Source organism: Frankia sp. CeTa3Moorea (assembly GCF_978021225.1).
The window spans coordinates 1-24183 of record NZ_CDXDOR010000043.1 but is presented as its reverse complement, the minus strand read 5'-3'; the positions used below and the strand labels follow the sequence as shown (position 1 = coordinate 24183).

General features: G+C 71.5%; 20 protein-coding genes and 1 pseudogene. 20 read left to right on the top strand and 1 reads right to left on the bottom strand.

Annotation, left to right across the window (positions count from 1 at the left end; translation table 11 throughout):
- The first annotated feature begins 30 nt into the window (after window positions 1-30).
- From hisB to AC08OV_RS10290, 8 genes are all read left to right on the top strand, one after another.
- Window positions 31-618 carry an imidazoleglycerol-phosphate dehydratase HisB gene (gene hisB / locus AC08OV_RS10325; protein WP_476591919.1) on the top strand — a complete coding sequence of 196 codons (588 nt, stop codon included), beginning with the start codon at window positions 31-33 and terminating at the stop codon, window positions 616-618.
- A gap of 56 nt (window positions 619-674) precedes the next feature.
- Window positions 675-1307 carry an imidazole glycerol phosphate synthase subunit HisH gene (gene hisH / locus AC08OV_RS10320; protein ID WP_476613309.1) on the top strand — a complete coding sequence of 211 codons (633 nt, stop codon included), beginning with the start codon at window positions 675-677 and terminating at the stop codon, window positions 1305-1307.
- Between the two features lie 123 nt (window positions 1308-1430).
- Window positions 1431-2177: a bifunctional 1-(5-phosphoribosyl)-5-((5-phosphoribosylamino)methylideneamino)imidazole-4-carboxamide isomerase/phosphoribosylanthranilate isomerase PriA gene (priA, locus tag AC08OV_RS10315; protein ID WP_476613310.1), complete on the top strand. Its 747-nt coding sequence runs from the start codon at window positions 1431-1433 to the stop codon at window positions 2175-2177.
- A gap of 115 nt (window positions 2178-2292) precedes the next feature.
- A complete protein-coding gene (gene hisF, locus AC08OV_RS10310) occupies window positions 2293-3060 on the top strand; it encodes an imidazole glycerol phosphate synthase subunit HisF (RefSeq protein ID WP_462203582.1) in 768 nt (255 codons plus the stop codon).
- 19 nt (window positions 3061-3079) lie between these two features.
- Window positions 3080-3373: a hypothetical protein gene (locus AC08OV_RS10305; protein WP_476613311.1), complete on the top strand. Its 294-nt coding sequence runs from the start codon at window positions 3080-3082 to the stop codon at window positions 3371-3373.
- Entirely contained in the window at window positions 3370-3849 is a 480-nt protein-coding gene (gene hisI, locus AC08OV_RS10300; RefSeq protein ID WP_476613312.1) for a phosphoribosyl-AMP cyclohydrolase, read from the top strand. The genes AC08OV_RS10305 and hisI overlap by 4 nt, the downstream gene beginning before the upstream one ends.
- On the top strand, window positions 3846-5414 hold the full coding sequence (locus AC08OV_RS10295; protein WP_476613313.1) for an anthranilate synthase component I: 1569 nt from the start codon (window positions 3846-3848) through the stop codon (window positions 5412-5414). Before hisI ends, AC08OV_RS10295 begins: the two co-directional genes overlap by 4 nt.
- Window positions 5411-6112, top strand: a complete 702-nt coding sequence (locus AC08OV_RS10290) for a Trp biosynthesis-associated membrane protein (RefSeq protein WP_476613314.1) — start codon at window positions 5411-5413, stop codon at window positions 6110-6112. Before AC08OV_RS10295 ends, AC08OV_RS10290 begins: the two co-directional genes overlap by 4 nt.
- On the opposite strand, the gene AC08OV_RS10285 is transcribed toward AC08OV_RS10290, so the two are convergent.
- Window positions 6113-6439 carry a hypothetical protein gene (locus tag AC08OV_RS10285; RefSeq protein WP_476619599.1) on the bottom strand — a complete coding sequence of 109 codons (327 nt, stop codon included), beginning with the start codon at window positions 6437-6439 and terminating at the stop codon, window positions 6113-6115.
- Between the two features lie 593 nt (window positions 6440-7032).
- Between AC08OV_RS10285 and trpC the strand changes: the two genes are divergently transcribed.
- From trpC to AC08OV_RS10225, 12 genes and pseudogenes are all read left to right on the top strand, one after another.
- On the top strand, window positions 7033-7836 hold the full coding sequence (gene trpC / locus AC08OV_RS10280; protein WP_476613730.1) for an indole-3-glycerol phosphate synthase TrpC: 804 nt from the start codon (window positions 7033-7035) through the stop codon (window positions 7834-7836).
- Between the two features lie 68 nt (window positions 7837-7904).
- Window positions 7905-9254 carry a tryptophan synthase subunit beta gene (trpB, locus tag AC08OV_RS10275; RefSeq protein ID WP_476613731.1) on the top strand — a complete coding sequence of 450 codons (1350 nt, stop codon included), beginning with the start codon at window positions 7905-7907 and terminating at the stop codon, window positions 9252-9254.
- 95 nt (window positions 9255-9349) lie between these two features.
- Window positions 9350-10171, top strand: coding sequence for a tryptophan synthase subunit alpha (gene trpA / locus AC08OV_RS10270; RefSeq protein WP_476613732.1), 822 nt, complete (start codon window positions 9350-9352; stop codon window positions 10169-10171).
- Between the two features lie 141 nt (window positions 10172-10312).
- Window positions 10313-11536: a prolipoprotein diacylglyceryl transferase gene (gene lgt, locus AC08OV_RS10265; protein WP_476613733.1), complete on the top strand. Its 1224-nt coding sequence runs from the start codon at window positions 10313-10315 to the stop codon at window positions 11534-11536.
- A gap of 263 nt (window positions 11537-11799) precedes the next feature.
- Window positions 11800-16356, top strand: coding sequence for a glutamate synthase large subunit (gltB, locus tag AC08OV_RS10260; protein WP_476613734.1), 4557 nt, complete (start codon window positions 11800-11802; stop codon window positions 16354-16356).
- A gap of 59 nt (window positions 16357-16415) precedes the next feature.
- Complete coding sequence (locus tag AC08OV_RS10255; RefSeq protein ID WP_476613735.1) at window positions 16416-17858, top strand: glutamate synthase subunit beta; 1443 nt, start codon at window positions 16416-16418, stop codon at window positions 17856-17858.
- A 169-nt stretch (window positions 17859-18027) separates the two neighbouring features.
- Entirely contained in the window at window positions 18028-18660 is a 633-nt protein-coding gene (locus AC08OV_RS10250) for an adenylate kinase (RefSeq protein ID WP_476613736.1), read from the top strand.
- 3 nt (window positions 18661-18663) lie between these two features.
- Window positions 18664-20865, top strand: coding sequence for a phosphoinositide-specific phospholipase C-related protein (locus tag AC08OV_RS10245; RefSeq protein WP_476613737.1), 2202 nt, complete (start codon window positions 18664-18666; stop codon window positions 20863-20865).
- Between the two features lie 92 nt (window positions 20866-20957).
- Window positions 20958-21413, top strand: a complete 456-nt coding sequence (locus tag AC08OV_RS10240) for a tellurite resistance TerB family protein (RefSeq protein WP_476613738.1) — start codon at window positions 20958-20960, stop codon at window positions 21411-21413.
- An 82-nt stretch (window positions 21414-21495) separates the two neighbouring features.
- Window positions 21496-22269: a sulfite exporter TauE/SafE family protein gene (locus AC08OV_RS10235; RefSeq protein WP_476619598.1), complete on the top strand. Its 774-nt coding sequence runs from the start codon at window positions 21496-21498 to the stop codon at window positions 22267-22269.
- A 290-nt stretch (window positions 22270-22559) separates the two neighbouring features.
- Window positions 22560-23834, top strand: coding sequence for a type IV toxin-antitoxin system AbiEi family antitoxin domain-containing protein (locus tag AC08OV_RS10230; protein WP_476619597.1), 1275 nt, complete (start codon window positions 22560-22562; stop codon window positions 23832-23834).
- Between the two features lie 92 nt (window positions 23835-23926).
- Window positions 23927-24183 (top strand): annotated as a pseudogene (locus AC08OV_RS10225) (methylmalonyl-CoA mutase); the annotation flags it as partial.

The window sequence follows — 24183 nt, the reverse complement described above, 5'->3', positions numbered from 1 at the left end:
TGAGACCTACAGAGACCGAGGAAGCCCCCGATGGCACGCACCGCGCGAATCGAACGCAAGACGTTGGAGTCGGACGTCCTGGTCGAGCTCGACCTCGATGGGACGGGAATCTCCTCGTCGGACACCGGCGTCCCGTTCTTCGACCACATGCTGTCCCAGCTCGGCAAGCACGGCGGGTTCGACCTCACCGTGCGTACCCGGGGGGATCTGCACATCGACGCCCACCACACCGTCGAGGACACCTCGATCGCCTTCGGGTCCGCCCTGCGCGAGGCACTCGGCGACAAGGCGGGTATCCGCCGGTTCGGGGATGCCACCGTCCCGCTGGACGAGGCGCTCGCCCAAGCCGCCGTCGACCTGTCCGGCCGGCCGTACTGCGTGCACGCCGAACCGGATCTCGTCGGGATGATCGGAACTTACGACACGACGCTGACCCGGCACATCTTCGAGTCGATCACCGCGTCCGCCCGGATCGCGCTGCACGTGCGGGTGCTGTCCGGCCGCAACGCCCATCACGTGGTCGAGGCCCAGTTCAAGGCGGTCGCGCGGGCCCTGCGCGACGCGGTGGCGCTCGACGCCCGCGTCGCCGGGATACCCTCCACGAAAGGTGTGCTGTGACCGGAGACGGACCCGGCCGCCCGGCGCCGCGGCCGCCCGGACCAGACCCATGTGCTGTGATCGGAGACGGACCCGGCCGGCGTCCCCGGGTGGTCGTCCTGGACTACGGCTCGGGAAACCTGCGGTCGGCCGAGCGCGCGCTCGCCCGAGTCGGCGCCGACGTGACGGTGACCGCGGATCTTGACGTGGCCCGCGGCGCCGCGGGCCTGGTTGTACCGGGCGTGGGGGCCTATGCGGCCTGTATGGCAGGCATCGGCGCCGTGGGCGCCGCGCCCGTGGTGCGGGAGCGGGTAGCGGCGGGACGGCCCGTGCTCGGGATCTGCGTCGGGATGCAGGTGCTGTACGAGCTCGGTGACGAGCACGGGGTGCGGACGGCCGGGATCGGTGTGATCCCTGGCGAGGTCCGCCGGCTCGCCGCCGATATCCTGCCGCACATGGGCTGGAACACTGTGGCGCCGCCCGCCGGATCGATCCTGTTCTCCGGGCTGCCCGCGGACACACGGTTCTACTTTGTCCACTCGTATGCGGCGAAGGCCGATCCGGCCGCCGGGGACACCGTGGGGGAGCACGGCGAGCCGTTCGCCGCCGCCGTCGAGCGGGGTGCGCTCGCCGCGACCCAGTTCCACCCGGAGAAGTCCGGGGATGCCGGGGCGCACCTGCTGGCGAACTGGCTCGGCAGCCTGTCCTGAGTGAGCCCTGTCCTGGGTGAGCCCTGTCCTGGGTGAGCCCTGTCCTGGGTGAGCGTGAACGCGAGGGCGGATGTCCCGTAATAGAGCGGCTCCAGCGCCCCGCTGGACCGTAGGGTGGCCGATGTGACGCTTACTCTGCTGCCCGCCGTGGACGTGGCCGACGGCAGGGCCGTTCGACTTGTCCAGGGTGAGGCCGGTTCCGAGACCTCGTACGGCGACCCGCGGGAGGCGGCGCTGACCTGGCAGCGCGACGGCGCCGAGTGGATCCACCTGGTCGATCTCGACGCTGCCTTCGGCCGGGGGTCGAATCGGGAGCTCATCGCCGAGGTGGTACGCGCGGTGGGCGTGGCCGTCGAGCTCTCCGGCGGCATCCGCGACGACGCCTCGCTCGACGCGGCGCTGGCCACCGGCGCGGCCCGGGTCAACATCGGTACGGCCGCGCTCGAGGATCCCGCCTGGGTCCGCCGGGCCATCGACCGGGTCGGCGACCGTATCGCGGTCGGTCTCGACGTCCGGGGGACCACGCTGTCGGCCCGGGGCTGGACGCGGGACGGCGGCGAGCTGTTCGATGTGCTCGCCCGCCTCGACGCCGATGGCTGCGCCCGGTACGTGGTGACGGACGTGCGCCGGGACGGCACGCTCACCGGGCCGAACGTCGAGCTCCTGTGCTCCGTGACCGCGGCCACCAGCCGGCCGGTGGTCGCCAGTGGCGGCGTGGCCACGCTCGACGACCTCACCGCGATTGCCGCGGTGCCCGGAGTGGAGGGCGCGATCATCGGCAAGGCGCTCTACGCCGGCGCCTTCACGCTGCCCGAGGCCCTGGCCGTCGCCGGGAACGCCGGGAACGCGGGGAAGGCCGTGACCCCGTGACGGCTCCCCGCCGGCGCTGCTCTTCCCGCCGGCTTCCTTGCCTTTCCAGAGGGTTCTGTGCCCGAAAAATCCCTCTGGATAGGCAAGGGAACGGGTGCGCGGGTGCGGTGGGTCGATGAGTGTCGCGGTCCGGGTGATTCCCTGCCTCGATGTCGACGCCGGCCGGGTCGTGAAGGGCGTGAACTTCACGGACCTGCGCGATGCCGGCGACCCGGTCGAGATGGCGCGCCTCTACGACGCCGAGGGTGCCGACGAGCTGACGTTCCTCGACATCACCGCGTCCAGCGGCGATCGGGAGACCACCTACGACATCGTGCGGCGGACCGCCGAACAGGTGTTCATCCCGCTGACCGTGGGTGGCGGGGTTCGCTCGGTCGACGACGTGAACCGCCTGCTGCGGGCGGGGGCCGACAAGGTCGGCATCAACACGGCGGCGGTGGCCCGGCCCGAGTTGGTGCGCGAGTGCGCCCATCGGTTCGGTAACCAGTGCATCGTCATCTCGGTGGACGCCCGGCGCTCACCCGGTCCCGGCGGCCCGCGCTTCGAGGTCACGACGCACGGCGGCCGCAAGGGCACCGGCATCGACGCGGTGGCTTGGACGGTGCGGGTGGTTGAGCTCGGCGCCGGGGAGATCCTGCTCAACTCGATGGACGCCGACGGCACACGGGACGGCTACGACCTGGAGATGATCTCTGCGGTGCGTGCCGAGGTCGACGTCCCGGTGATCGCCAGCGGCGGGGCCGGCGACCTGGCCCACTTCGTGCCAGCGATCGGCGCGGGCGCGGACGCGGTGCTCGCGGCGAGCGTGTTCCACTTCGGGCAGCTGCGCATCGGCGAGGTGAAGACGGCGCTGCGGGGCGCGGGCGTACCTGTGCGCCGATAGAGGGTAACTGTGTCCAAGCGTGCGGCTGTTCGTCCTCGCCGTCGCCACCACGAGCGCCGATCCCCGAGCGGAGGCGGCGATCCTCGCCGGGCTGCGGCAACGCGCCGGCGCCTCGACCGTCGTCGTCGTGGGCGCCGGGCGGATCGTCCAGCGCGGTCCGCACCGGGATCTGATCGCGATGCGCGGCGTGTACCAGCGCCTGCACCGGTCCTGGGCGGCGGGGGTCGGGACGGGACCGGCGGGCGGCCCGTCGGCCGATGCCGGCACCGCTGCGGCGCCGGGCGCGAGCAGCGCGAGCAGAATAGTGGGGTGACCGTTCGCCCTTCCGCTCTGGATCCCGCCATCGCCCGTAGGCTGCGCCGCAACGACGCGGGCCTGTTCCCCGCCGTCGCCCAGCAGTACGACACCGGCGAGGTGCTGATGCTCGGGTGGATGGACGACGAGGCGCTGCACCGGACTCTCACCACGGGCCGGGCCACGTACTGGAGCCGCAGCCGCGCGGAGTACTGGGTCAAGGGGGAGACCAGCGGGCACCGGCAATGGGTGCGGTCGGTCGCGCTCGACTGCGACGGGGACACCGTCCTCGTCCGGGTGGACCAGGTGGGCCCGGCCTGCCACACGGGCACGCGGACCTGCTTCGACGACGATCTTCTGCCCACGGCGACCGCCGAGGCCACGGATACTGCCCGGCCCCGCGACCTCTCCGGTGCCGCCAGCGTTTCCGGTGCCGCCGGTGACCCCGTCGGCGCGAGCAAGGCCGGCGCGGACAAGGCTGGCGCGGACCGATGACGACCGGGCAGATTATCCCCAGCCGGGAGGAGTTCCGGGCCGCGGCGGCGGCGCATCCGGTCGTCGCCGTCACCCGCCGGCTGCTTGCCGACGGGGAGACACCCGTCGGTGTCTACCGCAAGCTCGCCGGCGGCTCCGGGACGTTCCTGCTGGAATCGGCGGAGCACGGCGGGGTGTGGTCGCGGTATTCGTTCATCGGTGTGCGGGCCGCGGCGACGCTGACCGAGCGCGACGGGCAGGCGGTGTGGGTGGACGGTGCGCCGCCTCCCGGGGTGCCGGTCGACGGTGACCCGCTCGACATCCTGCGCGCGGTGGAGAGCACTCTGCAGGCCTCGAACAGCCCACAGGCCCCTCCGCTCATGGGTGGCCTGGTCGGCTATCTCGGCTACGACATCGTGCGCCGCATCGAGCGGCTCCCCGCGCACGCCGTCGACGACCTCAGCCTTCCCGAGCTGCGTATGCTGCTCACCACCGATCTCGCCGTGCTGGACCATCGGGACGGTTCCTGCCTGCTGGTGGCCAACGTCTTCACCGGCTGCGGGAGTGGTGCCGGTGACGCAGGCGCCACCGGTGGGGACGCGGACGCCGCCGCACACCCGGCCGGGATCGACCTGGACGCCGCCTACGACGACGCGGTGGCCCGGCTGGAGGCCATGACCAGCGATCTCGCGAAGTGGAACGAGCCGACCGTGGCGACCACGGCGGGCACCGCCGCGGGGGTCGGCGACTTCGTCTCCGCCACGCCTCCCGGTGCCTTCCAGACCGCGGTCGAGCGGGCCATCGAGGAGATCCGCGCCGGCGAGTGCTTCCAGATCGTCGTCTCGCAGCGCTTCGAACGGCGGACGACCGCGGATGCGCTCGACGTCTACCGGGTGCTGCGGACCTCGAATCCGAGTCCCTATATGTACCTGCTGCGCTTCGCCGACCACGACGTCGTCGGATCCTCCCCGGAGGCGCACGTCAAGGTCACCGGCCGCCGGGCGTTGCTGCATCCCATCGCGGGCAGCCGGCCCCGGGGCGCCACCCCCGAACAGGACGCCGAGCTTGCGGCGGAGCTTCTCGCGGACCCGAAGGAACGCTCCGAGCACGTGATGCTGGTCGACCTGGTCCGCAACGACCTCGGGCGGGTCTGCAACCCCGGTTCGGTCCGGGTCGTCGAGTTCGCGGCCATCGAACGGTTCTCGCACATCATGCACATCGTCTCCACGGTGATCGGTGAGGTGGCCCCGGACCGCAGCGCCGTGGACGTGCTGGCAGCGACGTTCCCGGCGGGGACGCTCTCGGGGGCGCCCAAGGTGCGGGCGATGGAGGTCATCGACGAGCTGGAGCCGACTCGGCGGGGCCTGTACGGGGGCGTGGTCGGCTACCTGGACTTCGGCGGTGATCTGGACACCGCGATCGCGATCCGTACCACGGTGATGCGCGACGGCATGGCCTATGTCCAGGCCGGAGCCGGCATCGTCGCGGATTCCGATCCCGACACCGAGGATCTGGAAAGCCGCGCGAAGGCCGCCGCCGTCCTGCGCGCCGTCGAGGTCGCCGAGTCGTTGCGACCGCCGTCATGACGGCCGCGGGGTCCCCCTCCGCGGGGCGCCCATCCTCCCCGCGCGACCGGGCCGGCACCGCGGAGCCGCCTTCGCCGGGCCACCCTCCCGGGGGCGATGTGCACGCGGCCGAGGCGATGCGACGCGGCCACCGGGAACGCACTCTCGCGGTGCTGGGATGTCTGCTCGGTGCCGGCGTCGTGCTCGTGTCGGGCGGTGCGACCTGGGTGTCCGCCCGGGTGAGCGTGCCCCGCGGTGGGGCGGACGGCGGCGCCGTCGCGGCGCCACTCGCCGTGCACTGGACCGGCGGGGCGCTTGCCTCGCCGGCGACCGCTCTCGCCCTGGTCGGGCTTGCCGCGGCCGTGGCGATCGTGGCCACCCGGCGCATCGGGCGGCCGGTCATCGGTGTGCTCATCGTGGCCGCCGGGGTCGGCATCGCCTACGTGGCCGGACGCATCGGCTGGGATCCACTCCCGACGCTGCGCGAGACCGATCAGGTCCGCCAGCTCGTGCCCGGTGGCCAGGCGCGGATCGATGACGTCAGCCAGACGATCGCTCCCTGGCTGTCGTTCGCGGGCGGGCTGCTGCTCATCCTCGTCGGCGCCCTCGTCGTCCTGCGCGGCCGGTCATGGCCCGCGATGTCCGGCCGCTACCAGGCCCGCGATGCCACTCCGGCCGACGCCTGGGACGCGATCGAGCGGGGCCACGACCCGACCTGATCACCTGGCGTCTCCGCGACGCCCGGCCCGGCGGGCCGGCCAGCCGGAACCGGGAGCGCCACCGGCCAGCGGGTCGGCGGGCGCCAAGTCCGCGGGTGGGAGGTCGGGAAACGGGTCGACCAGCTCCGCGAGAGCCAGTGCCCGGCGGTCCAGGTCGGCTTCGAGCATCATCATGACGGCGTCCATCCGGATCAGGCAGCGGGACAGCTCGTCGAGCTGCTCGGCGAGCTCGGGCTCGAGGCGGGGCCGTGGGTGCGCGCCTGAGGCGTCGCGCGCCGCGGGCACCCGGGCGGCGCTGAGGGGGGGCGAGATGCGGCGGATGTCCATCGGAACTCTCCTTGGTATCGAACTCATGTTCGACTATAGGGGGTGCCGGCGATCGACGCCAGCCCGCCACGCCGTCCCTGGGGCGCTGCCCGGGTCCGCCCGAGGGTCCGGTCCGTTCGAGGGTCCGGTCCGTTCGAGGACATGTGCGGCGTGCCATGCGTGTTTCCGGTCGGCGAAGGCGCGGCGGTCCCGAGCGTGCGCGCCGCGGCCGCCGATCCCGAGAACCTGCCGCCGATCCCGAGAACCTGTCGTGCGGCCGCCCGGATCTCGTGATGCCGTTGCCCGGCGAGCGAGGTGGTAGCCCGGTTGTGCCTCTGCACACGGTGGTTCACCGGACTCGTCGCGTCACTCTGTCAACGGGCTCACGACGCAAGATCGATTGCGGATCGCAGCTGATCGGTGTAGGCGGATCCGAAGTGGCTGACGGTGCAGTGTCCGTGAAGATGGGTGTGTTCGGGCCGCTACCCGATTCCTCACGGGAAAGTCAACTACGTAGAGTTATGGATCGTAGCCGCAGGTGGGGGTTCCGGGCCCACCGTGCCTGCCTGGCCTACCATCGGCGGCATGACCGCGACAGTCGCGAGCGCGGGGCGATGAGCGTTCTCGCCGAGATCCTCGACGGGGTCGGGATCGATCTTGCCGCCCGCGAGCAACAGACCTCTCTGGCAGATCTCAAGCGGCGGGTGGAACGCGTTCCCGACCCGAAGGACGCGCTCGCCGTCTTCCGGGACTCCCGGGTCTCGGTGATTGCCGAGGTGAAGCGCCGTTCCCCCTCGAAGGGGGAGCTGGCGGCCATCACCGACCCCGCTGCCCTCGCCACCGAGTACGAGGCGGCGGGCGCCGCCGCGGTGAGTGTCCTGACCGAGCAACGGCGCTTCGGCGGCTCCCTGGCCGACCTCGATGCCGTGCGTCGCGCGGTGGACGTCCCGCTGCTGCGCAAGGACTTCATCGTGTCGCCCTACCAGGTCTTCGAGGCCCGGGCGCACGGGGCGGACATCGTCCTGCTCATCGTCGCGGCGCTGGACCAGCCGCGGCTCGTCGGCCTGCACGAGCGGATCGAGTCCCTGGGCATGACGGCGCTGGTCGAGGTGCACGACGAGGCGGAGATGGTGCGGGCGCTGGACGCCGGGGCCCGACTGGTCGGAGTGAACGCCCGCGACCTGCACACGCTGAAGATCGATCGGAGCACCTTCGCCCGGCTCGTGCCGATGGTGCCCCAGGGAGTGCTCGCGGTCGCCGAGTCCGGCATCCGGGGGCCGCACGATCTGCTCGCCTACGCCGCCGCGGGGGCGGACGTGGTACTGGTCGGCGAGGCGGCCGTCACCGGCGATCCCCGTCAGACGGTCGCCGATCTGGTGGCGGCCGGCGCGCACCCGGCGGCCCGGATCGGGCGCTGAGGCCGTCGGCGCCCGTGCCCCGGCGCCCGTGCCCCGGTATCCGGGGCTCGGCCCTATACAGTCGCACCGTGACCATCCGAACCGCTGCCGAGTCAGTTCGCCCCGCGGCCGCCGGAACCGGGACGCCGTCGAGCTCCGGTCCGGCCCGTCTGGACGCGTCGAGCTGGCAGGCGTTCCCCGACTCCTCGGGGCACTTCGGGCGTTTCGGCGGTCGCTTCGTCCCCGAGGCCCTCATGGCAGCGCTGGACGAGCTCACCGCGGCCTACGCGGCGGCCAGGGTGGATCCCGGCTTCACCGCGGAACTGGACGAGCTGCTGGCGAGCTACGCGGGCCGGCCCACTCCGCTCACCGACGCCCACCGGCTCACCGCGCACGTTGGCGGTGCCCGCATCCTGCTCAAGCGTGAGGACCTCGCGCACACCGGTTCCCACAAGATCAATAATGTCCTCGGGCAGTGCCTGCTGACCCGGCGGATGGGCAAGACCCGGGTCATCGCCGAGACCGGAGCCGGTCAGCACGGTGTTGCCACGGCCACCGCCTGCGCCCTGCTCGGCCTGGACTGCGTCGTCTACATGGGCGAGGAGGACACCCGCCGGCAGGCCCTCAACGTCGCCCGGATGCGCCTGCTCGGCGCCGAGGTCGTCGCGGTCACGTCCGGCAGCCGAACGTTGAAGGACGCCATCAACGAGGCCATGCGCGACTGGGTGACCACCGTTGGCACGACCCACTACTGCATCGGGTCGGTGATGGGCCCGCACCCGTTCCCGATGCTGGTCCGCGATTTCCAGCGGATCATCGGGGTCGAGGCCCGCGCCCAGGTGCTCGACCGTGTCGGCCGGCTGCCCGACGCCGTCGTCGCCTGCGTCGGTGGCGGCTCGAACGCGATGGGCATCTTCCACCCGTTCATCCCCGACGTCGAGGTCGCGCTGATCGGCTGCGAGGCCGGGGGGGACGGGGTCACCACCGGTCGGCACGCCGCGGCGATCGCCGGCGGTTCCGCGGGCGTGCTGCACGGCATGCGGACGTTCCTGCTGCAGGACGAGTTCGGGCAGACCCAGGTCTCCCACTCGATCTCGGCGGGTCTGGACTACCCCGGCATCGGCCCCGAACATGCCCTGCTGCACGAGACTGGTCGGGCGAGCTATCGGGTCGTGGACGACACCGCCGCGATGGAGGCGCTCGCGCTGGTGGCCCGTACCGAGGGCATCCTGGTCGCGATCGAGAGCGCGCACGCCTTCGCGGGTGCCCTCGACGTCGCCCGGGAGCTCGGTCCGGGCGCGGTCGTCGTCGTCAACTGCTCCGGTCGGGGGGACAAGGACGTCGACACCGCCGCCCGCTGGTTCGACCTCCTAGACGAGGCCGATGCCGGCGGGGGGCCCCGCCGGCGGTCCGGCGGGGGCCGGCCTGAGGGACCCTGAGGGAGGATCCTGAGGGCCTGAGGGACCCTGCCTCGGGACCGGCGCAACCAAAGACAGGACACATCGGCCCTCGGGCCCGACGGAACGGACGCACGGTGCAGAGTCGGTTGGACGCAGTGTTCGCGGCGGCCCGCGAGGAGGGGCGGTCGGTGCTGGTCGGCTATCTGCCCGCGGGATTCCCGACGGTGGACGGGGCGATCGAGGCCATGCGGGCCATGGTGGCGGCGGGAGTCGACGTCGTCGAGGTCGGCCTGCCTTACTCCGACCCCACCATCGACGGTCCGGTGATCCAGGATGCGGCGGATGCGGCCCTGCGCGGTGGGGTCACGACGCAGGACGTGATCCGCACCGTCGAGGCCGTCGCCGCGACGGGGGCCCCGGCTCTGGTCATGTCCTACTGGAACCCGATCGACCGCTACGGCGCGGCCGCGTTCGCGGCCGATCTCGCCGCTGCCGGGGGCGCCGGGGCGATCACTCCGGACCTGCCGCCCGAAGAGGCCGGGCCCTGGCTCGACGCGTGCGCCGCGCACGGCCTGGCCCCGGTGTTCCTCGTCGCTCCCAGCTCCTCGGACACCCGCCTCCGGCTGGTCGCCGGCGTCGCGCGCGGCTTTGTCTACGCCGCCTCGCTGATGGGTGTCACCGGGACCCGGGCGGCGGTCGGCGAGCAGGCGGCCGATCTGGTCGCCCGGGTGCGGGCCGCCACCGAGCTCCCGGTGGCGGTGGGGCTCGGGGTGAGCACCGCGGCGCAGGCCGCCGAGGTCGCGGGCTTCGCCGACGGTGTGATCGTCGGCTCCGCGCTGGTGAAGGTCCTGCTCGAGGCGGAACGTTCCGGAGCCGGCGCCTCGGCGGGCCTCGCCGGAATCCGTCGGCTCGCCGCGGCACTCGCCGGAGGGGTGCGCGCTCCCGTCCCGGCGTGAACTCCCGGCCGTCCCGGCCCAGCCGTCACAGCTGTCGCCCACATCTATCGCCGCCTATACCACCCCGCTGCGCACCGAGTGGGACACGTGGCCGGACTACCCCGCGCGTGATGGACGGGTCCACGGGATAGCCTGGCGACCGTGGTTCTTGCCGCTATTCCCAGCCCATCGCGTGGCGTGATGTATCTCGGGCCGGTGCCGCTGCGCGCCTACGCCCTGATGATCATCATTGGCATCTTCGTCGCCGTATTCGTGACGGGAAGAAGGCTGCGCGCCCGCGGCATGGATCCCATGGTGGCCAGCGAGGTCGCCTACTGGGCCGTCCCGTTCGGCATCGTCGGCGCCCGTGTCTACCACGTGGTCAGCACCCCGGACGCCTACTTCGGCCGGGACGGCAACGTGCTGGACGTCATCAAGATCTGGAACGGCGGGCTGGGTATCTGGGGCGCCATCGCGGGCGGGGCGTTCGGCGCGTGGCTGGCGACCCGGCGCTACGGCATCAGCCTCGCCCTGTTCGGCGACGCCGCGGCGCCGGGCATCATCCTCGCCCAGGCGATCGGACGCTGGGGCAACTGGTTCAACCAGGAGCTGTACGGCAAGGCGAGCACCCTGCCCTGGGCGGTGCGCATCGACGAGAAGCACCAGATCATCCCCGGCGTGTCCACCTACCAGCCGACCTTCCTCTACGAGTTCCTGTGGAACCTGGTGGTGGCCGGGATCCTGTTGGTCGTCGATCGGCGGCACCGGCTCGGCCGCGGCAAGCTGTTCTACCTCTACGTCGCGCTCTACACGTTCGGCCGGTTGTGGATCGAGATGCTGCGCATCGACACGGCGAACCAGATCCTCGGGCTGCGGGTCAACGTCTGGACCTCGATCGTCGTCTGTCTGGGGGCGTTGCTGGCGCTGGCGGTCACCCGCCGTCCCGTGGACCCGAATCTGTCCAGGGAGGAGCAGGAGGCCCTCGGGATCGCCCGTTCCCGGCCCGCGACGCGGTCCACGGTGACGACCGCCGGTGCCGGTGCCGCCGACCAGCGAGCGGCCGGTCCCGATCCGGTCGATCCTGATCTGGCCGCTCTCGACTCGGCCGGTCCCGACTCGGCCGGTCCCGACTCGGCCGGTCCCGATCCGGCCGGTCCCGATCCGGCCGATCCTGGTTCCGCCGGGTCGGTACCCGCCGCCGCGGTGCCCGACGACTCCGGGCCGACCGCCACCACTGCCACCACTGCCGCCACCACTGCCACCACTGCCGCCACCACTGCCGTACCGGCTGGTTCGCAGCAGCAGAGCCGCGGCCTGGCAACGAGATTGCCGGCGAGCGGTGGGCACACGTCGGCCGTTCCGCCGGAGGAGCCGCAGATGCCCTGATGAGACGCCGTCTCCGGCGGGGCCCCGGGCGTCGGCCGGACCGTCGGCCTCCCCCTACTCGTAGTGACCGAGGCCGGGTGGGGAGGTATGACGTCATCTGGCGGTGATTTCCTGGACATATTTGATCACGGCGCATGAGCGGGTCGCGTGGCACACTCGGTAGAGACACGGGGCGCCGGGCCAGCGCCGCCGTGCCGTCACACCACTCGGACAGCGTCGTCCGCACCCCCTTCAGCCCCTGAAGATGGACAGGACTTCGCCGGATGCCGAGTGCGCAAGGTCTTTACGACCCCACCTTCGAACACGACGCCTGTGGCGTCGGCTTCGTCGTCGATGTACACGGCAGGCGCAGTCACGAGCTGGTCGAGCAGGGCCTGACCGTGCTGCGTAACCTCGACCACCGGGGTGCCTCGGGCAGCGACCCGGACACCGGCGACGGAGCCGGCATCCTGGTGCAGGTCCCCGATCTGTTCCTGCGTGACGTCGTCGACTTCGCGCTGCCCGCCCCGGGGCGTTACGCCGTCGGGATCGCCTTCCTGCCGCAGGTCTCGGGGGAGCGGGACGACGCCGTGCGCACCATCAGCCGCATCGTCCGCCAGGAGGGGCTGCGGGTCCTCGGCTGGCGTGAGGTGCCGGTCGTCAGCCACATCGTCGGGCACGCGGCCCACGAGGTTGAGCCGCGGATGCGGCAGCTGTTCCTCGCATTGCCCGGCAGTCTGCCCGCCGCCGGTCCGGTTGAGGGCGGCGCGGGAGACGGGTTCGACCAGGCCGACCTCGAACGCCGGGCGTTCTGCGCCCGCAAGCGGATCCGCCGGGAGACCGGCGTCTACCTGGCGTCGCTGTCGTCACGGACCCTGGTCTACAAGGGGATGCTCACCACCCACCAGCTCTCGGCCTACTTCCCCGACCTCGACGACCCCCGGTTCGCCAGTGCCATCGCGCTGGTGCACAGCCGGTTCTCCACGAACACCTTCCCGAGCTGGCCGCTGGCGCACCCGTACCGGTTCGTCGCCCACAACGGGGAGATCAACACCGTCCGCGGGAACCGGAACTGGATGCGGGCCCGCGAGGCGCTGCTCGCCAGCGACCTGATCCCCGGTGACCTCTCCCGGCTGTTTCCCATCTGCGCGGACGGGGCGAGCGACTCGGCGAGCTTCGACGAGGTCCTGGAACTGCTGTACCTGGCTGGTCGCAGCCTGCCGCACGCGGTGCTGATGATGATCCCCGAGGCGTGGGAGAACCACACCGAGATGGACTCGGCGCTGCGCGCCTTCTACCAGTTCCACTCCACGCTGATGGAGCCGTGGGACGGCCCGGCCTCCATCGCGTTCACCGACGGGACGGTCATCGGGGCGGTGCTCGACCGTAACGGGCTGCGGCCATCGCGGTACTGGGTCACCGACGACGGCCTGGTCGTGATGGCCTCCGAGGTGGGCGTGCTCGACATCCCGCCGCACAAGGTGGTGCAGAAGGGCCGGCTCCAGCCGGGGCGGATGTTCCTGGTGGACACCGCCGAGGGGCGCATCGTCAGCGACGAGGAGATCAAGTCCGAGCTCGCGAACGCGGCGCCGTACGCGGAGTGGCTGCACGCCGGTCTGATCGAGCTGGACGACCTGCCCGAGCGGGAGCAGCTCCTCTACGGGCACTCCTCGGTGCTGCGTCGCCAGCAGGTGTTCGGCTACACGCTGGAGGAGCTGCGCGTGCTCGTCGCGCCGATGGCGCGCACGGGCGCGGAGCCGATCGGCTCGATGGGCACCGACACGCCGGTGGCGGTGCTCTCCAGCCGTCCCCGGCTGCTGTTCGACTACTTCACCCAGTTGTTCGCGCAGGTCACCAACCCGCCGCTGGACGCGATCCGCGAGGAGCTGGTGACGAGCCTGGGCCGGGTGCTCGGCCCGGAGGGCAACCTGCTCGCGCCGTCCCCGGCGTCCTGCCGGATGGTGCACCTGCCCTATCCGGTGATCAGCAGCAGCCAACTTTCGAAGATCATCGGTATCAATGACGACGGTGACATGCCCGGCTTTGCCTCGGTGACGGTCCGTGGTCTGTATGACGTCGACGGGGGCGGCGCGGCGCTCGCCGCCCGGCTGGCGGAGATCTGCGCCGGGGTCAGCGAGGCCATCGCCGACGGTGCCCGCATCGTCGTGCTCTCCGACCGGGACTCCGACACGCGCAAGGCCCCGATCCCGTCGCTGCTGCTGACCGCCGCCGTGCACCACCACCTGATCCGGGAGCGGACCAGGACGAAGGTCGGCCTCATCGTCGAGTGCGGCGACGCCCGCGAGGTGCACCACATCGCACTGCTCACCGGCTACGGCGCCGCGGCAGTCAACCCGTACCTGGCATTCGAGTCGATCGACAGCCTCATCGCCGAGGGCGAGATCGTCGGGGTGTCCCGGGAGCAGGCCGAGAAGAACATGATCAAGGCGCTCGGCAAGGGCGTGCTGAAGGTGATGTCCAAGATGGGCATCTCGACGGTGGCGAGCTACACCGGCGCCCAGGTCTTCGAGGCGATCGGGCTGTCCCAGGAACTGATCGACGCCTATTTCGCGGGTACCCCGTCGCGCCTCGACGGCGTCGGGCTCGACGTCATCGCGGCGGAGGTGGCCGCGCGGCACCGGCGGGCCTATCCGCCGATCGCTTCCGAGCACGCGCACCGCACGCTGGAGGTCGGCGGCGAGTACCAGTGGCGCCGCGAGGGTGAGCTGCACCTGTTCAACCCGGAGACCGTCTTCCTGCTCCAGCACGCCACCCGCACCCGGCAGTACGAGACCTTCCAGAAGTACACCGCCCGGGTCGACGGCCTGTCCCGGGAGAACGCGACGCTGCGGGGTCTGTTCGAGCTGCGTACCGGGGTGCGCAGCTCGGTGCCGATCGAGGAGGTCGAGCCGGCCTCGGAGATCGTCAAGCGGTTCGCGACCGGCGCCATGTCCTACGGCTCGATCAGCGCCGAGGCGCACGAGACGCTGGCTATCGCCATGAACCGGCTCGGCGGGAAGTCGAACACCGGCGAGGGCGGCGAGGACGCGGAGCGGTTCACGCCGGACGCGAACGGGGACCTGCGCCGCTCCGCGGTCAAGCAGGTCGCCAGCGGCCGGTTCGGGGTGACCAGCGCGTACCTCGCCAACGCCGACGACATCCAGATCAAGATGGCCCAGGGGGCGAAGCCCGGCGAGGGGGGGCAGCTTCCTGGCCACAAGGTTTACCCGTGGATCGCGAAGACGCGGCACTCGACGCCCGGTGTCGGGCTCATCTCCCCGCCGCCGCACCATGACATCTACTCGATCGAGGACCTCGCCCAACTCATCCACGACCTGAAGAACGCCAACCCCAAGGCCCGGGTGCACGTCAAGCTGGTCGCCGAGGTCGGCGTCGGTACGGTCGCCGCCGGGGTCTCCAAGGCGCACGCCGACGTGGTGCTGATCTCCGGGCACGACGGCGGGACGGGCGCCTCGCCGCTGACCTCGCTGAAGCACGCGGGTGCCCCGTGGGAGCTGGGGCTGGCCGAGACCCAGCAGACGCTGCTGCTCAACGGCCTGCGCGACCGCATCGTCGTGCAGGTCGACGGGCAGCTGAAGACCGGCCGCGACGTCATCGTCGGGGCGCTGCTGGGGGCCGAGGAGTTCGGTTTCGCCACCGCCCCGCTGGTGGTTGCCGGCTGCGTGATGATGCGCGTCTGCCATCTCGACACCTGTCCGGTCGGTGTGGCGACCCAGAACCCGGAACTGCGCAGGCGGTTCACCGGCAGGCCCGAGTTCGTCGAGGCCTTCTTCACCTTCATCGCCGAGGAGGTGCGCACCTACCTCGCCGCGCTGGGCTTCCGCAGCCTGCAGGAGGCGGTCGGCCGGGTCGACCTGCTCGACGCCCGCGCCGCCGTCGACCACTGGAAGGCTTCCGGCCTCGACATCACCCCGTTGCTGCACACCCCGGAGCGGCCCTTCGGCGGCTCGCTGAACTGCACGTCCAGCCAGGACCACGGGTTGGACAAGGCGCTGGACAACTCGCTGATCCAGCTGTGCGAGGGGGCGCTCGACGACGGCCGGCCGGTCTGGCTGGAGATGCCGATCCGCAACGTCAACCGAACCGTGGGCACCATGCTCGGCTACGAGGTGACGAAGCGCTTCGGCGCGGCGGGGCTGCCCGACGACACGATCCAGCTGCGGTTCACCGGCTCCGCGGGGCAGAGCTTCGGCGCCTTCGCGCCCCGCGGCATGACGCTGACCCTCGAGGGCGACGCGAATGACTACGCCGGCAAGGGCCTGTCCGGCGGCAAGATCTTCGTCTTCCCGCCGAAGGAGTCCCCGCTGCGGGCCGAGGAGAACATCGTCGCCGGTAACGTCCTGCTCTACGGGGCGACGGGCGGCGAGGCGTTCTTCCGCGGGATCGTCGGCGAGCGGTTCTGCGTGCGCAACTCCGGGGCGACCGCGGTGGTCGAGGGGGTCGGCGACCACGGCTGCGAGTACATGACCGGCGGCACCGTGCTGGTACTCGGGGCCATCGGGCGCAACTTCGCCGCGGGCATGAGCGGCGGCGTGGCCTACCTGTACGACCCGGTCGAGGCGCGGATCAACACCGAGATGGTGGACGTCGAGGCGCTGGGCGACGCCGACGAGACGATCGTGCGGGACCTGCTCGTCCGGCACCGCCGGGAGACCGGTTCGACGGTGGCTGCCCGGCTGTACGCCGACTGGGACACCGTGCGCGGGTCGTTCCGTAAGGTGATGCCACGGGACTACAAGCGGGTGCTGACCGCCATCCGGCAGGCGCAGGAGCAGGGGCTCGTCGCCGACGAGGTCATCATGGCGGCGGCTCGTGGCTGACTGGGCCGCCAAGCACGACCCGACCATCATCGCGATCGCGCGGACCCGACAGGAGCGGCATGGCTGACCCGACCGGCTTCCTCAAGCACCGCAGGGAGCTGCCGAAGCGCCGTCCCGTGGACGTCAGGATCACTGACTGGCGCGAGGTGTACGAGTCGTTCCCCGAGGAGCATCTGCGCACGCAGGCCAGCCGCTGCATGGACTGCGGCATCCCGTTCTGCCACGAGGGCTGTCCGCTCGGGAACATCATTCCGGAATGGAACGACCTGACCCGGCGCGGCGACTGGGTGGACGCCATCGAGCGGCTGCATGCGACGAACAACTTCCCCGAGTTCACCGGGCGGCTGTGCCCGGCGCCGTGCGAGGCGGCCTGCGTGCTCGGCATCGGCGACGATCCGGTGACCATCAAGCAGGTCGAGGTCAGCATCATCAACCGCGCCTGGGCCGACGGCACCGTGGTCCCGGTCCCGCCGTCGCTGCGTACCGGCAAGCGGGTGGCGGTCGTGGGCTCCGGCCCGGCCGGTCTCGCCGCCGCCCAGCAGCTCACCCGGGCCGGCCACGAGGTCGTGGTCTACGAACGGGCCGACCGGATCGGCGGCCTGCTCCGCTACGGAATCCCCGAGTTCAAGATGGAGAAGCGGGTCCTGGACCGCCGGCTCGCGCAGATGGCGGCCGAGGGCACGTCGTTCATCACGTCCTGCAACGTCGGCCTCGACATCGCCGCGGACGAGCTGCGTTCCTCCTACGATGCGACGGTCCTCGCCGGGGGATCGACGGTTGGCCGGGACCTGCCTGTTCCCGGCCGGGAGCTGGGTGGCATCCATCTCGCGATGGAGTTCCTCGTGCCCGCGAACCGGGTCGCGCAGGGGGATCTGCCCGAGTCGCCCATCTCCGCCAAGGGTAAGAACGTGGTCATCATCGGCGGCGGTGACACGGGCGCGGACTGCCTGGGCACCTCCCACCGCCAGGGCGCGCTCTCCGTGCACCAGCTCGAGATCATGCCCCGGCCGCCGGAGCTGCGGGCCCCGGCCAACCCGTGGCCGTCATACCCGATCATCTACCGGGTCTCCAGCGCGCACGAGGAGGGCGGCGAGCGGGTCTTCGCCGTCTCCACCGAGCGCTTCCTCGGTGACGAGGATGGCAACGTGCGGGCGCTGCGCCTGCACGAGGTGCGCCTCGTCGGCGGGAAGTTCGAGAAGGTCGAGGGTACCTACACCGAGCTGCCCTGCCAGCTGGTGCTGCTCGCCATGGGGTTCACCGGCCCGGAACGGCCCGGCCTGCTGACCGATCTCGGGGTGGAGCTGGACGCGCGCGGCAACGTGGCGCGCGACGCCGGGTGGGCCTCCTCGGTCCCCGGCGTGTTCGTCGCCGGGGACATGGGACGCGGGCAGTCACTGATCGTCTGGGCGATTGCCGAGGGACGTGCCGCCGCCGCCGCCACCGACCGCTGGCTGATGGGCAGGACGGACCTGCCCGAGCCCATCACGCCGACGCGTCGCTGACCGGGAGCCAGCCAGCCCCGGCGTGCAGCCGGGGCTGGCGTGCAGCCGGGACACCGGAGCACTTTGTGGCCGAAGATTCATGTGATCTGTCTTGCTCCAGGCCGGATCTGCGGCGATTGACTGGACTCGCCGACCAGCCTGGTGACCTGCGGCGGTACCGTTCAGTGCCATGAGGCTCGTGCTGCTCGGTCCACCTGGCTCCGGCAAGGGAACCCAGGGCGCTCGCATCAGCGCCCGGCACGGCATCCCCTCGATCTCGACCGGCCGGCTGTTCGACCAGCAGATCGCCGCGGGTACGCCGCTGGGCCGTCGCGCGGAGCGCTACGTCCGCGCGGGCGAGCTGGTCCCCGACGAGATCGTGCTCGACATCGTCGCCGACCGGCTCGAGAGTGGCGTCGACTGCGCGGTGGGGTTCCTGTTCGACGGGTTCCCCCGGACCTACCCCCAGGCCGAGGCGTTGGACCGGATGCTCGTGGCGACCTGCGGCCCGCTCGACGCGGTCATCGACCTCGACGTCGACGTCGACGAGGTGCTCGACCGCATCCGGCGCCGGTCCCGCACCGAGGACCGGGTCGACGACGCGGAGGACACCGCCCGTCGCCGGTTGAAGGTCTTCGCGGAGGAGACCGCACCGCTGCGCCGCTACTACCGGCAGGGTGGCCTGCTGCGCACGGTGGACGGTTCCGGCAGCCCGGACGAGGTCGCGGCCCGCATCGAGGAGACGCTGGCAGACGTCGCCCATCCAGCGCTGCGGGCCCAGCCGGATCTGCGGGCCCAGCCGGGTCTGCCTGTCTGCCGGTAGGCCGTGGGTCGCCGAGGAGGGGAGCGGGGGCGCCTCGCGCACGTCTCCCTCGTCTCCCTCGTCCTGCTCTGCTGGCTGCCGCTGGTCGTCGTCATCACCGCGTGGCGGACCGTGCTGAACCCGGCCTTCTACTCGCAGTCGCTGAACCGGGCCGACGCCTACGACCGCGTCTACACCCAGGTACTGCCCGATCCCGCGGTCGACACGTTGCTGGCCGGCCTCCCGATCGACAGCTCCCTCGTCACCGCGAACCTGCGCACGGTGCTGCCCCCGTCGACGATCCAGGCGATGACCGACGAGCAGATCAACCGGATCGTCGACTACCTGCGGGCCGACACGGACGACGTCGAATTCGCCGTCGACCTCCGGCCGATCTTCGACAACATCTCGGGCCTGGCCAACCGGTACGTCGCCGGTGAACTGGGCGCCGGCACCAGCTACCAGGTCACCACCGTGCAGGAGTTCACCCACGGTGTCGTCACCGCGCTCGACGACATCGCTGCCGGGCGCCCGCCGAAGTCCCTACCCACGATCGAGCTCTCCCCGCAGGACACCGACCGCGTCCTGCCCGTGGTGCTGGGCCGGGTGGACGCCGACACGCGTGCGCGCATCGAGGCTCCGCTGCGCGCCCTGCTGAGGTCGGGCAACATCGCCGGAGCACTGGCGTTGGTCGGTCCGGAGGTCTTCCAGGGCGACGAGACGGCCATTGGCCGGCTCCAGGCGTATCTCCACGGATCCACCCTCGATCTCGGGGTCCGCCTGTCGGATCTGCATGACCGGCCGATGATCGTCGCGATCGGCCGGCTGCACGACGTCGCCGCGACCCTGGTGTGGGTCTCCCTCCTGCTCGCCCTGATCATGACGGCGGCCCTGGCCGGCATCGTCGTGCTGGCCGGGCGGCGGGGGGTGTCCCGGGTCCGGGCCGCGACCGGTGCGGTGGTCCTCGCCGACGTCGGTGCCGGGCTGCTCGGCGTCGTCCTGCGCATCGCGCTGCCGAATCCGCTGACCTCGCTGGACGGGCCGTCGTCGCCCCTGCCGCCGGGAGCTGGCGCAGTGCTGGTCGACTTCTCCTCGCACGCCTACGGCACGCTCGAGAGCGGCTTCCTGCGGATCGTGGTCTGGACGCTGGTGGCCGGCCTGGTCGGCTACGGATTGTCGCTGCTCGTCGCGGTGTCCGCTCGGTGGAACCGGACCGGCCGGCGGTGCCGGGTCGCCACGGCGTTCGCCCTCGCGCTGCCCCTGATGATCGCTGTGACCTGGACGGCCTTCCCGGGCGCCGCAGCCGAGGCCCGCAAGCTCTGCAACAGCCAGCAGGCGCTGTGCGACCGGCGCTATGATCAGGTGAGCTACCTGGCCACCCACAACGCGATGGCCACCAGTGAGGACCGGTTTCTCGGGCCCGCCCAGGACCCGGCGATCGCGCACCAGCTCGACCTGGGGGTGCGCGCCCTGCTGCTCGACGTGCACCACTGGACATCGCCGACCCAGGTCGACGCCTACCTGCAGACCCTGCCGCCCGCGACCCGCGACGCGCTCGCTCCGCTGACGCGAGGCGCCCGATCGGAACGCCCTGGCACCTGGCTGTGCCATGACCTGTGCCAGCTCGGCTCCCTCGACTTCGTGGCGGAGCTGACCCGGGTCCGGGACTGGATGAACCGCAATCCCACCGAGGTCGTGACGCTGATTATCCAGGATAATGAGGTGCCGGCGAGCGAGATCGCCGGCGGCGTGGCGGCCGCGGGCCTCGCGGGGATGGTGACGACGCCGCCGGAGGATCCGCACGGCCGATGGCCGACCCTGCGCGAGATGGTCGGCTCGGGCCGACGCCTGGTGGTCTTCACCGAGCGGCAGGACCTGCCGGGCACGTTCCTGCGCAGCTTCTACCGGTATGCCGAGGACACCCCGTTCGATGCGAAGAAACCCGAGGATCTGCGGACCTGCGCCCGCAACCGGGGCGTGGACGGTGCCTCGCTGCTGCTGATGAACCACTGGCTCACCGCCGCCGCGCCCAGCCGCCGTGCCGCCCTCGGCGCGAACGCCGCCGAGACCGTGTTCACCCGGGCACAGCGTTGTCGCCAGGAGCGCGGGCGGATCCCGACGTTCGTCGCGGTCGACTTCGCCACGATCGGTGACGCGCAGGCGGCGGTGGACCGGCTCAACCGCGTTCGCGGCGCCGGCCGTGGTCCCGGCGGTGCCGGTTCCTGACCCTCGGCCAGCCGGTGGGAGCATATCCGGGCGGTCATGCGTTGACCTGCGAGGAACTATCTAGTGATACGTCACCGTGCGAGGGAGCCCGGGTGCCGATCTGGAACCAGCTGCGTCAGTCCGCCCAGACGATGCAGGGCCAGCTGAACGCCAAGAAAAACGACCTGAAGAGCGGTGCCTTCCGCGATGCGAGCATGGCGATGTGCGCGTTGGTCGCTGCGGCGGACGGGACCATCGACCCGGCCGAGCGGCAGCGGGTCGCCGCGCTGATCATCTCCAACGACGTGCTCAGCAACTTTCCCGCGGATGATCTCCAGCGTCGCTTCAACGACTATGTCGGCAAGCTGCAGGCCGATTTCGAGTTCGGCAAGGTCTCCGTTCTCCAGGAGATCGCGAAGACGAAGAAGAAGCCGGCGGAGGCCAGGGCGGTCATCCAGATCGGGATCGTCATCGGCGGGGCCGACGGCACCTTCGACAAGACGGAGCAGGCCGTCGTGCGGGAGGCGTGCTTCGCGGTCGGCATCAACCCGGAGGAGTTCGACCTCTGAGCCGGACCGGCCGCACTGCGCCGAGCCCGTCACCCCGTCACCCTGAACCCGTCACTCTTCCTTCCATCGGCGTAGAGGACACGTGGGACCAGCCGATGCCCTGCTCGCGGGCGGGGCGGGTCTGCTCGCGGGCGCGGTGAACACGATCGCGGGCGGCGGGACCCTGATCGCCTTCCCGGCGCTGCTCGCCACCGGTCTGCCGGCGCTGACCGCCAACATTACCTCATCGGTGGGGCTGGTCACCGGGTACGCCGGTGGGGCGCTGGGCTACCGCCGCGAGCTCGCCGGGCAGGCCGTCCGGCTGCGTGCTCTGGGACCGCCGGCTCTGCTCGGCGGTCTGGCCGGCGCCGTCGTGCTGCTGGCCACGCCCTCCGACGGCTTCCGGGTGTTGGTTCCGTACCTGGTGCTGGTCTCCTGCCTGCTCCTGGCGGCTCAGTCCCGGCTCGCGGCCGTGGTGGCACGCCGGAGAGCCAGCATGGCCGTGGTCGACGCCACGGCCCGGGTGACCTGGCCGACCCGGCTTGGGATCTTTGTCGCGGGAGTCTACGGATCGTATTTCGGCGCGGGGCTCGGGGTGCTGCTCCTCGGGGTGCTGGGCATTCTGCTCGCCGACGACCTGCAGCGCACCAACGCGCTGAAGACGCTGCTCGCGTTCGGGGTCAACGCCGTGGGAGTGGCGGTCTTCCTGGTCACCGCGAAGGTCTCGTGGGGGTTCGCCGGCATCCTCGTGCTCGCTTCCCTGCTCGGCGGGACGATCGGTGCCCGGGTGGCCCGCCGGCTACGACCGAACGTTCTACGTGGCGCGGTCATCATGCTCGGTGCGACCGTGGCGATCGTGCTGTTGATCCGTGGCTGAGTAATCTGCTGCCCGTCCAACCTGCTGCCCGTCCAACCTGCTGTCCGTCCAACCTGCTGTCCGTCGATTGTCTTGCGTTATCGGACGATGCGCGCCGTCGTTATCGTACATTCTCGCAAGCAACTCGGCTAGGTAGCGGCTTCGCTCCCGAAGCTAGCTTGAGGAAATGGCTCCGGTGACAGCCTGCTGGGTTATCGGTGGGCCCTACGTTCGCCGTCCTCCTGTGAGGAGTTATCCACAGGTGGCCTGTGGCGCTGGATTACCGGGGCTACCTGATGGATTCTCGGTCCATGACGTTTTCCGCTTCGGCCTCGCCCCCGCCGACCCGTCCCGTGCGCTATCCCGGTTTCGACCCCGCGGTCCGCCTCGCCGGTCGCCAGGGGGGTGCGATCACCTACCGGCAGGCGATGGCCGCTGGGCTGACCCGCGGCCAGCTGCGCCAGCTCGTCCACTCCGGCCAGTGGAGCCATCCGGTGCGCGGTGTCTTCGTCGTACCCCTCGCCCCGGCGGAGCTCCCTGGCTCCGTCGACGACGTCCCGCGGCCGGGGGATCGGCGGCGCGCCGAGCATTCTGAAACCCGGGAGTCTGAAATCCGGGAGAAGGAATCCGCCGGACTTGTCCGGAACGACGTCGCGCGCCGACGAAGAAAGCGCCATGGTGCCATCACCGCGGGCCCCGGGCACGCGGCGCCGATCGTCGGCGATGAAAATACCACGCCGATTCTCCCGGTCTTCTCCTCGCCGTTTTCGGCACGGGTGCGGGCCGCGCTCATCGGGCGTCCCCGAGCCGTCGTCTGCGGGATCACCGCCGCCCGGCTCCACGGTTTTCCGCTCGCGGTTCCGGAAAGCTCCGCCGAACCCGTGCACCTCCTTCTTCCGGCTCGGCAGACCCGGGCCCAGCCGCGCGGGATCCGGCTGCACTTCAGCGATCTCGACGCCGACCAGCGCGTCGAGCTGGGTGGGATCCCACTCACCTCGCCGGAGCGGACGCTGGCGGATCTCGTGCTGGCCGCCCAGTCGCGTGAGGCGGCGGTCGCTCACCTGGACGCAGCCCTGCACCGCGGCCTAGTGCCGAGCCTGGCGGGGGTGCGGGCGGCCGCCGAGGGGCGGCGCGGTTTCCGGCAGACGACCGACTGGTGGTCGCTGGCCGACGGCCGGGCCGAGAACCCCCTGGAGACCCGGCTGCGGCTGCTGCTGGCCGACAACGGGCTCGCGCCCGTGGAATTGCAGTGGCCGGTCAGGGACGGGACCGGTCAGATCATCACCCGGCTGGATCTTGCCTGGCCGGCGCAGCGACTCGACGTGGAGGCGGACACCTTCTCGGCCACCAGCCCGCCGGCGATGATCTACCAGGACCGTCATCGCGGCAACATCCTCGCCGCGTTGCGCTGGACGGTGCTGCGGTTCAGCGTGGCCGACGTGACCTGGCATCCGGAGCGGGTCGTCTCGGCGGTGACCCGGGTCCTGGCGGCGCGGGCGGCCGAGCGGGCCGAGGCGTCCAGAGTGGCCGCTGAGGCGTCCGCCGCCGGCACAGCCGCGGTGGCTGAGCGGCTGCGGGCATCGTGAGCAGGGACACGATCCGGCGAAACGCGCGCAAGGTATTGTGACGGGGAGTACATTCCAGGCCGCCTGGGCCCCCCAGGCCTACGATCCGGAACATGAGCGTTCCATCGGCCGGGTTGTCGCTGGCCGCAGACTTTCCGGAGGCGACGCGCGCCGATTGGCAGACGCTCGTCCTGCAGGTGCTGCGCAAGTCCGGCGTGGCGACCGAGGCGACTACTCCCGGCGAAGTCGAGGAGCTGTTGGCCACGCGGACCTATGACGGTCCACGGATCCGTCCGCTCTACACCGCCGAGAACGCCCCCGCCGGCGGGGTGGGCCTGCCGGGGCTCGCCCCGTTCGTGCGGGGTGGGCG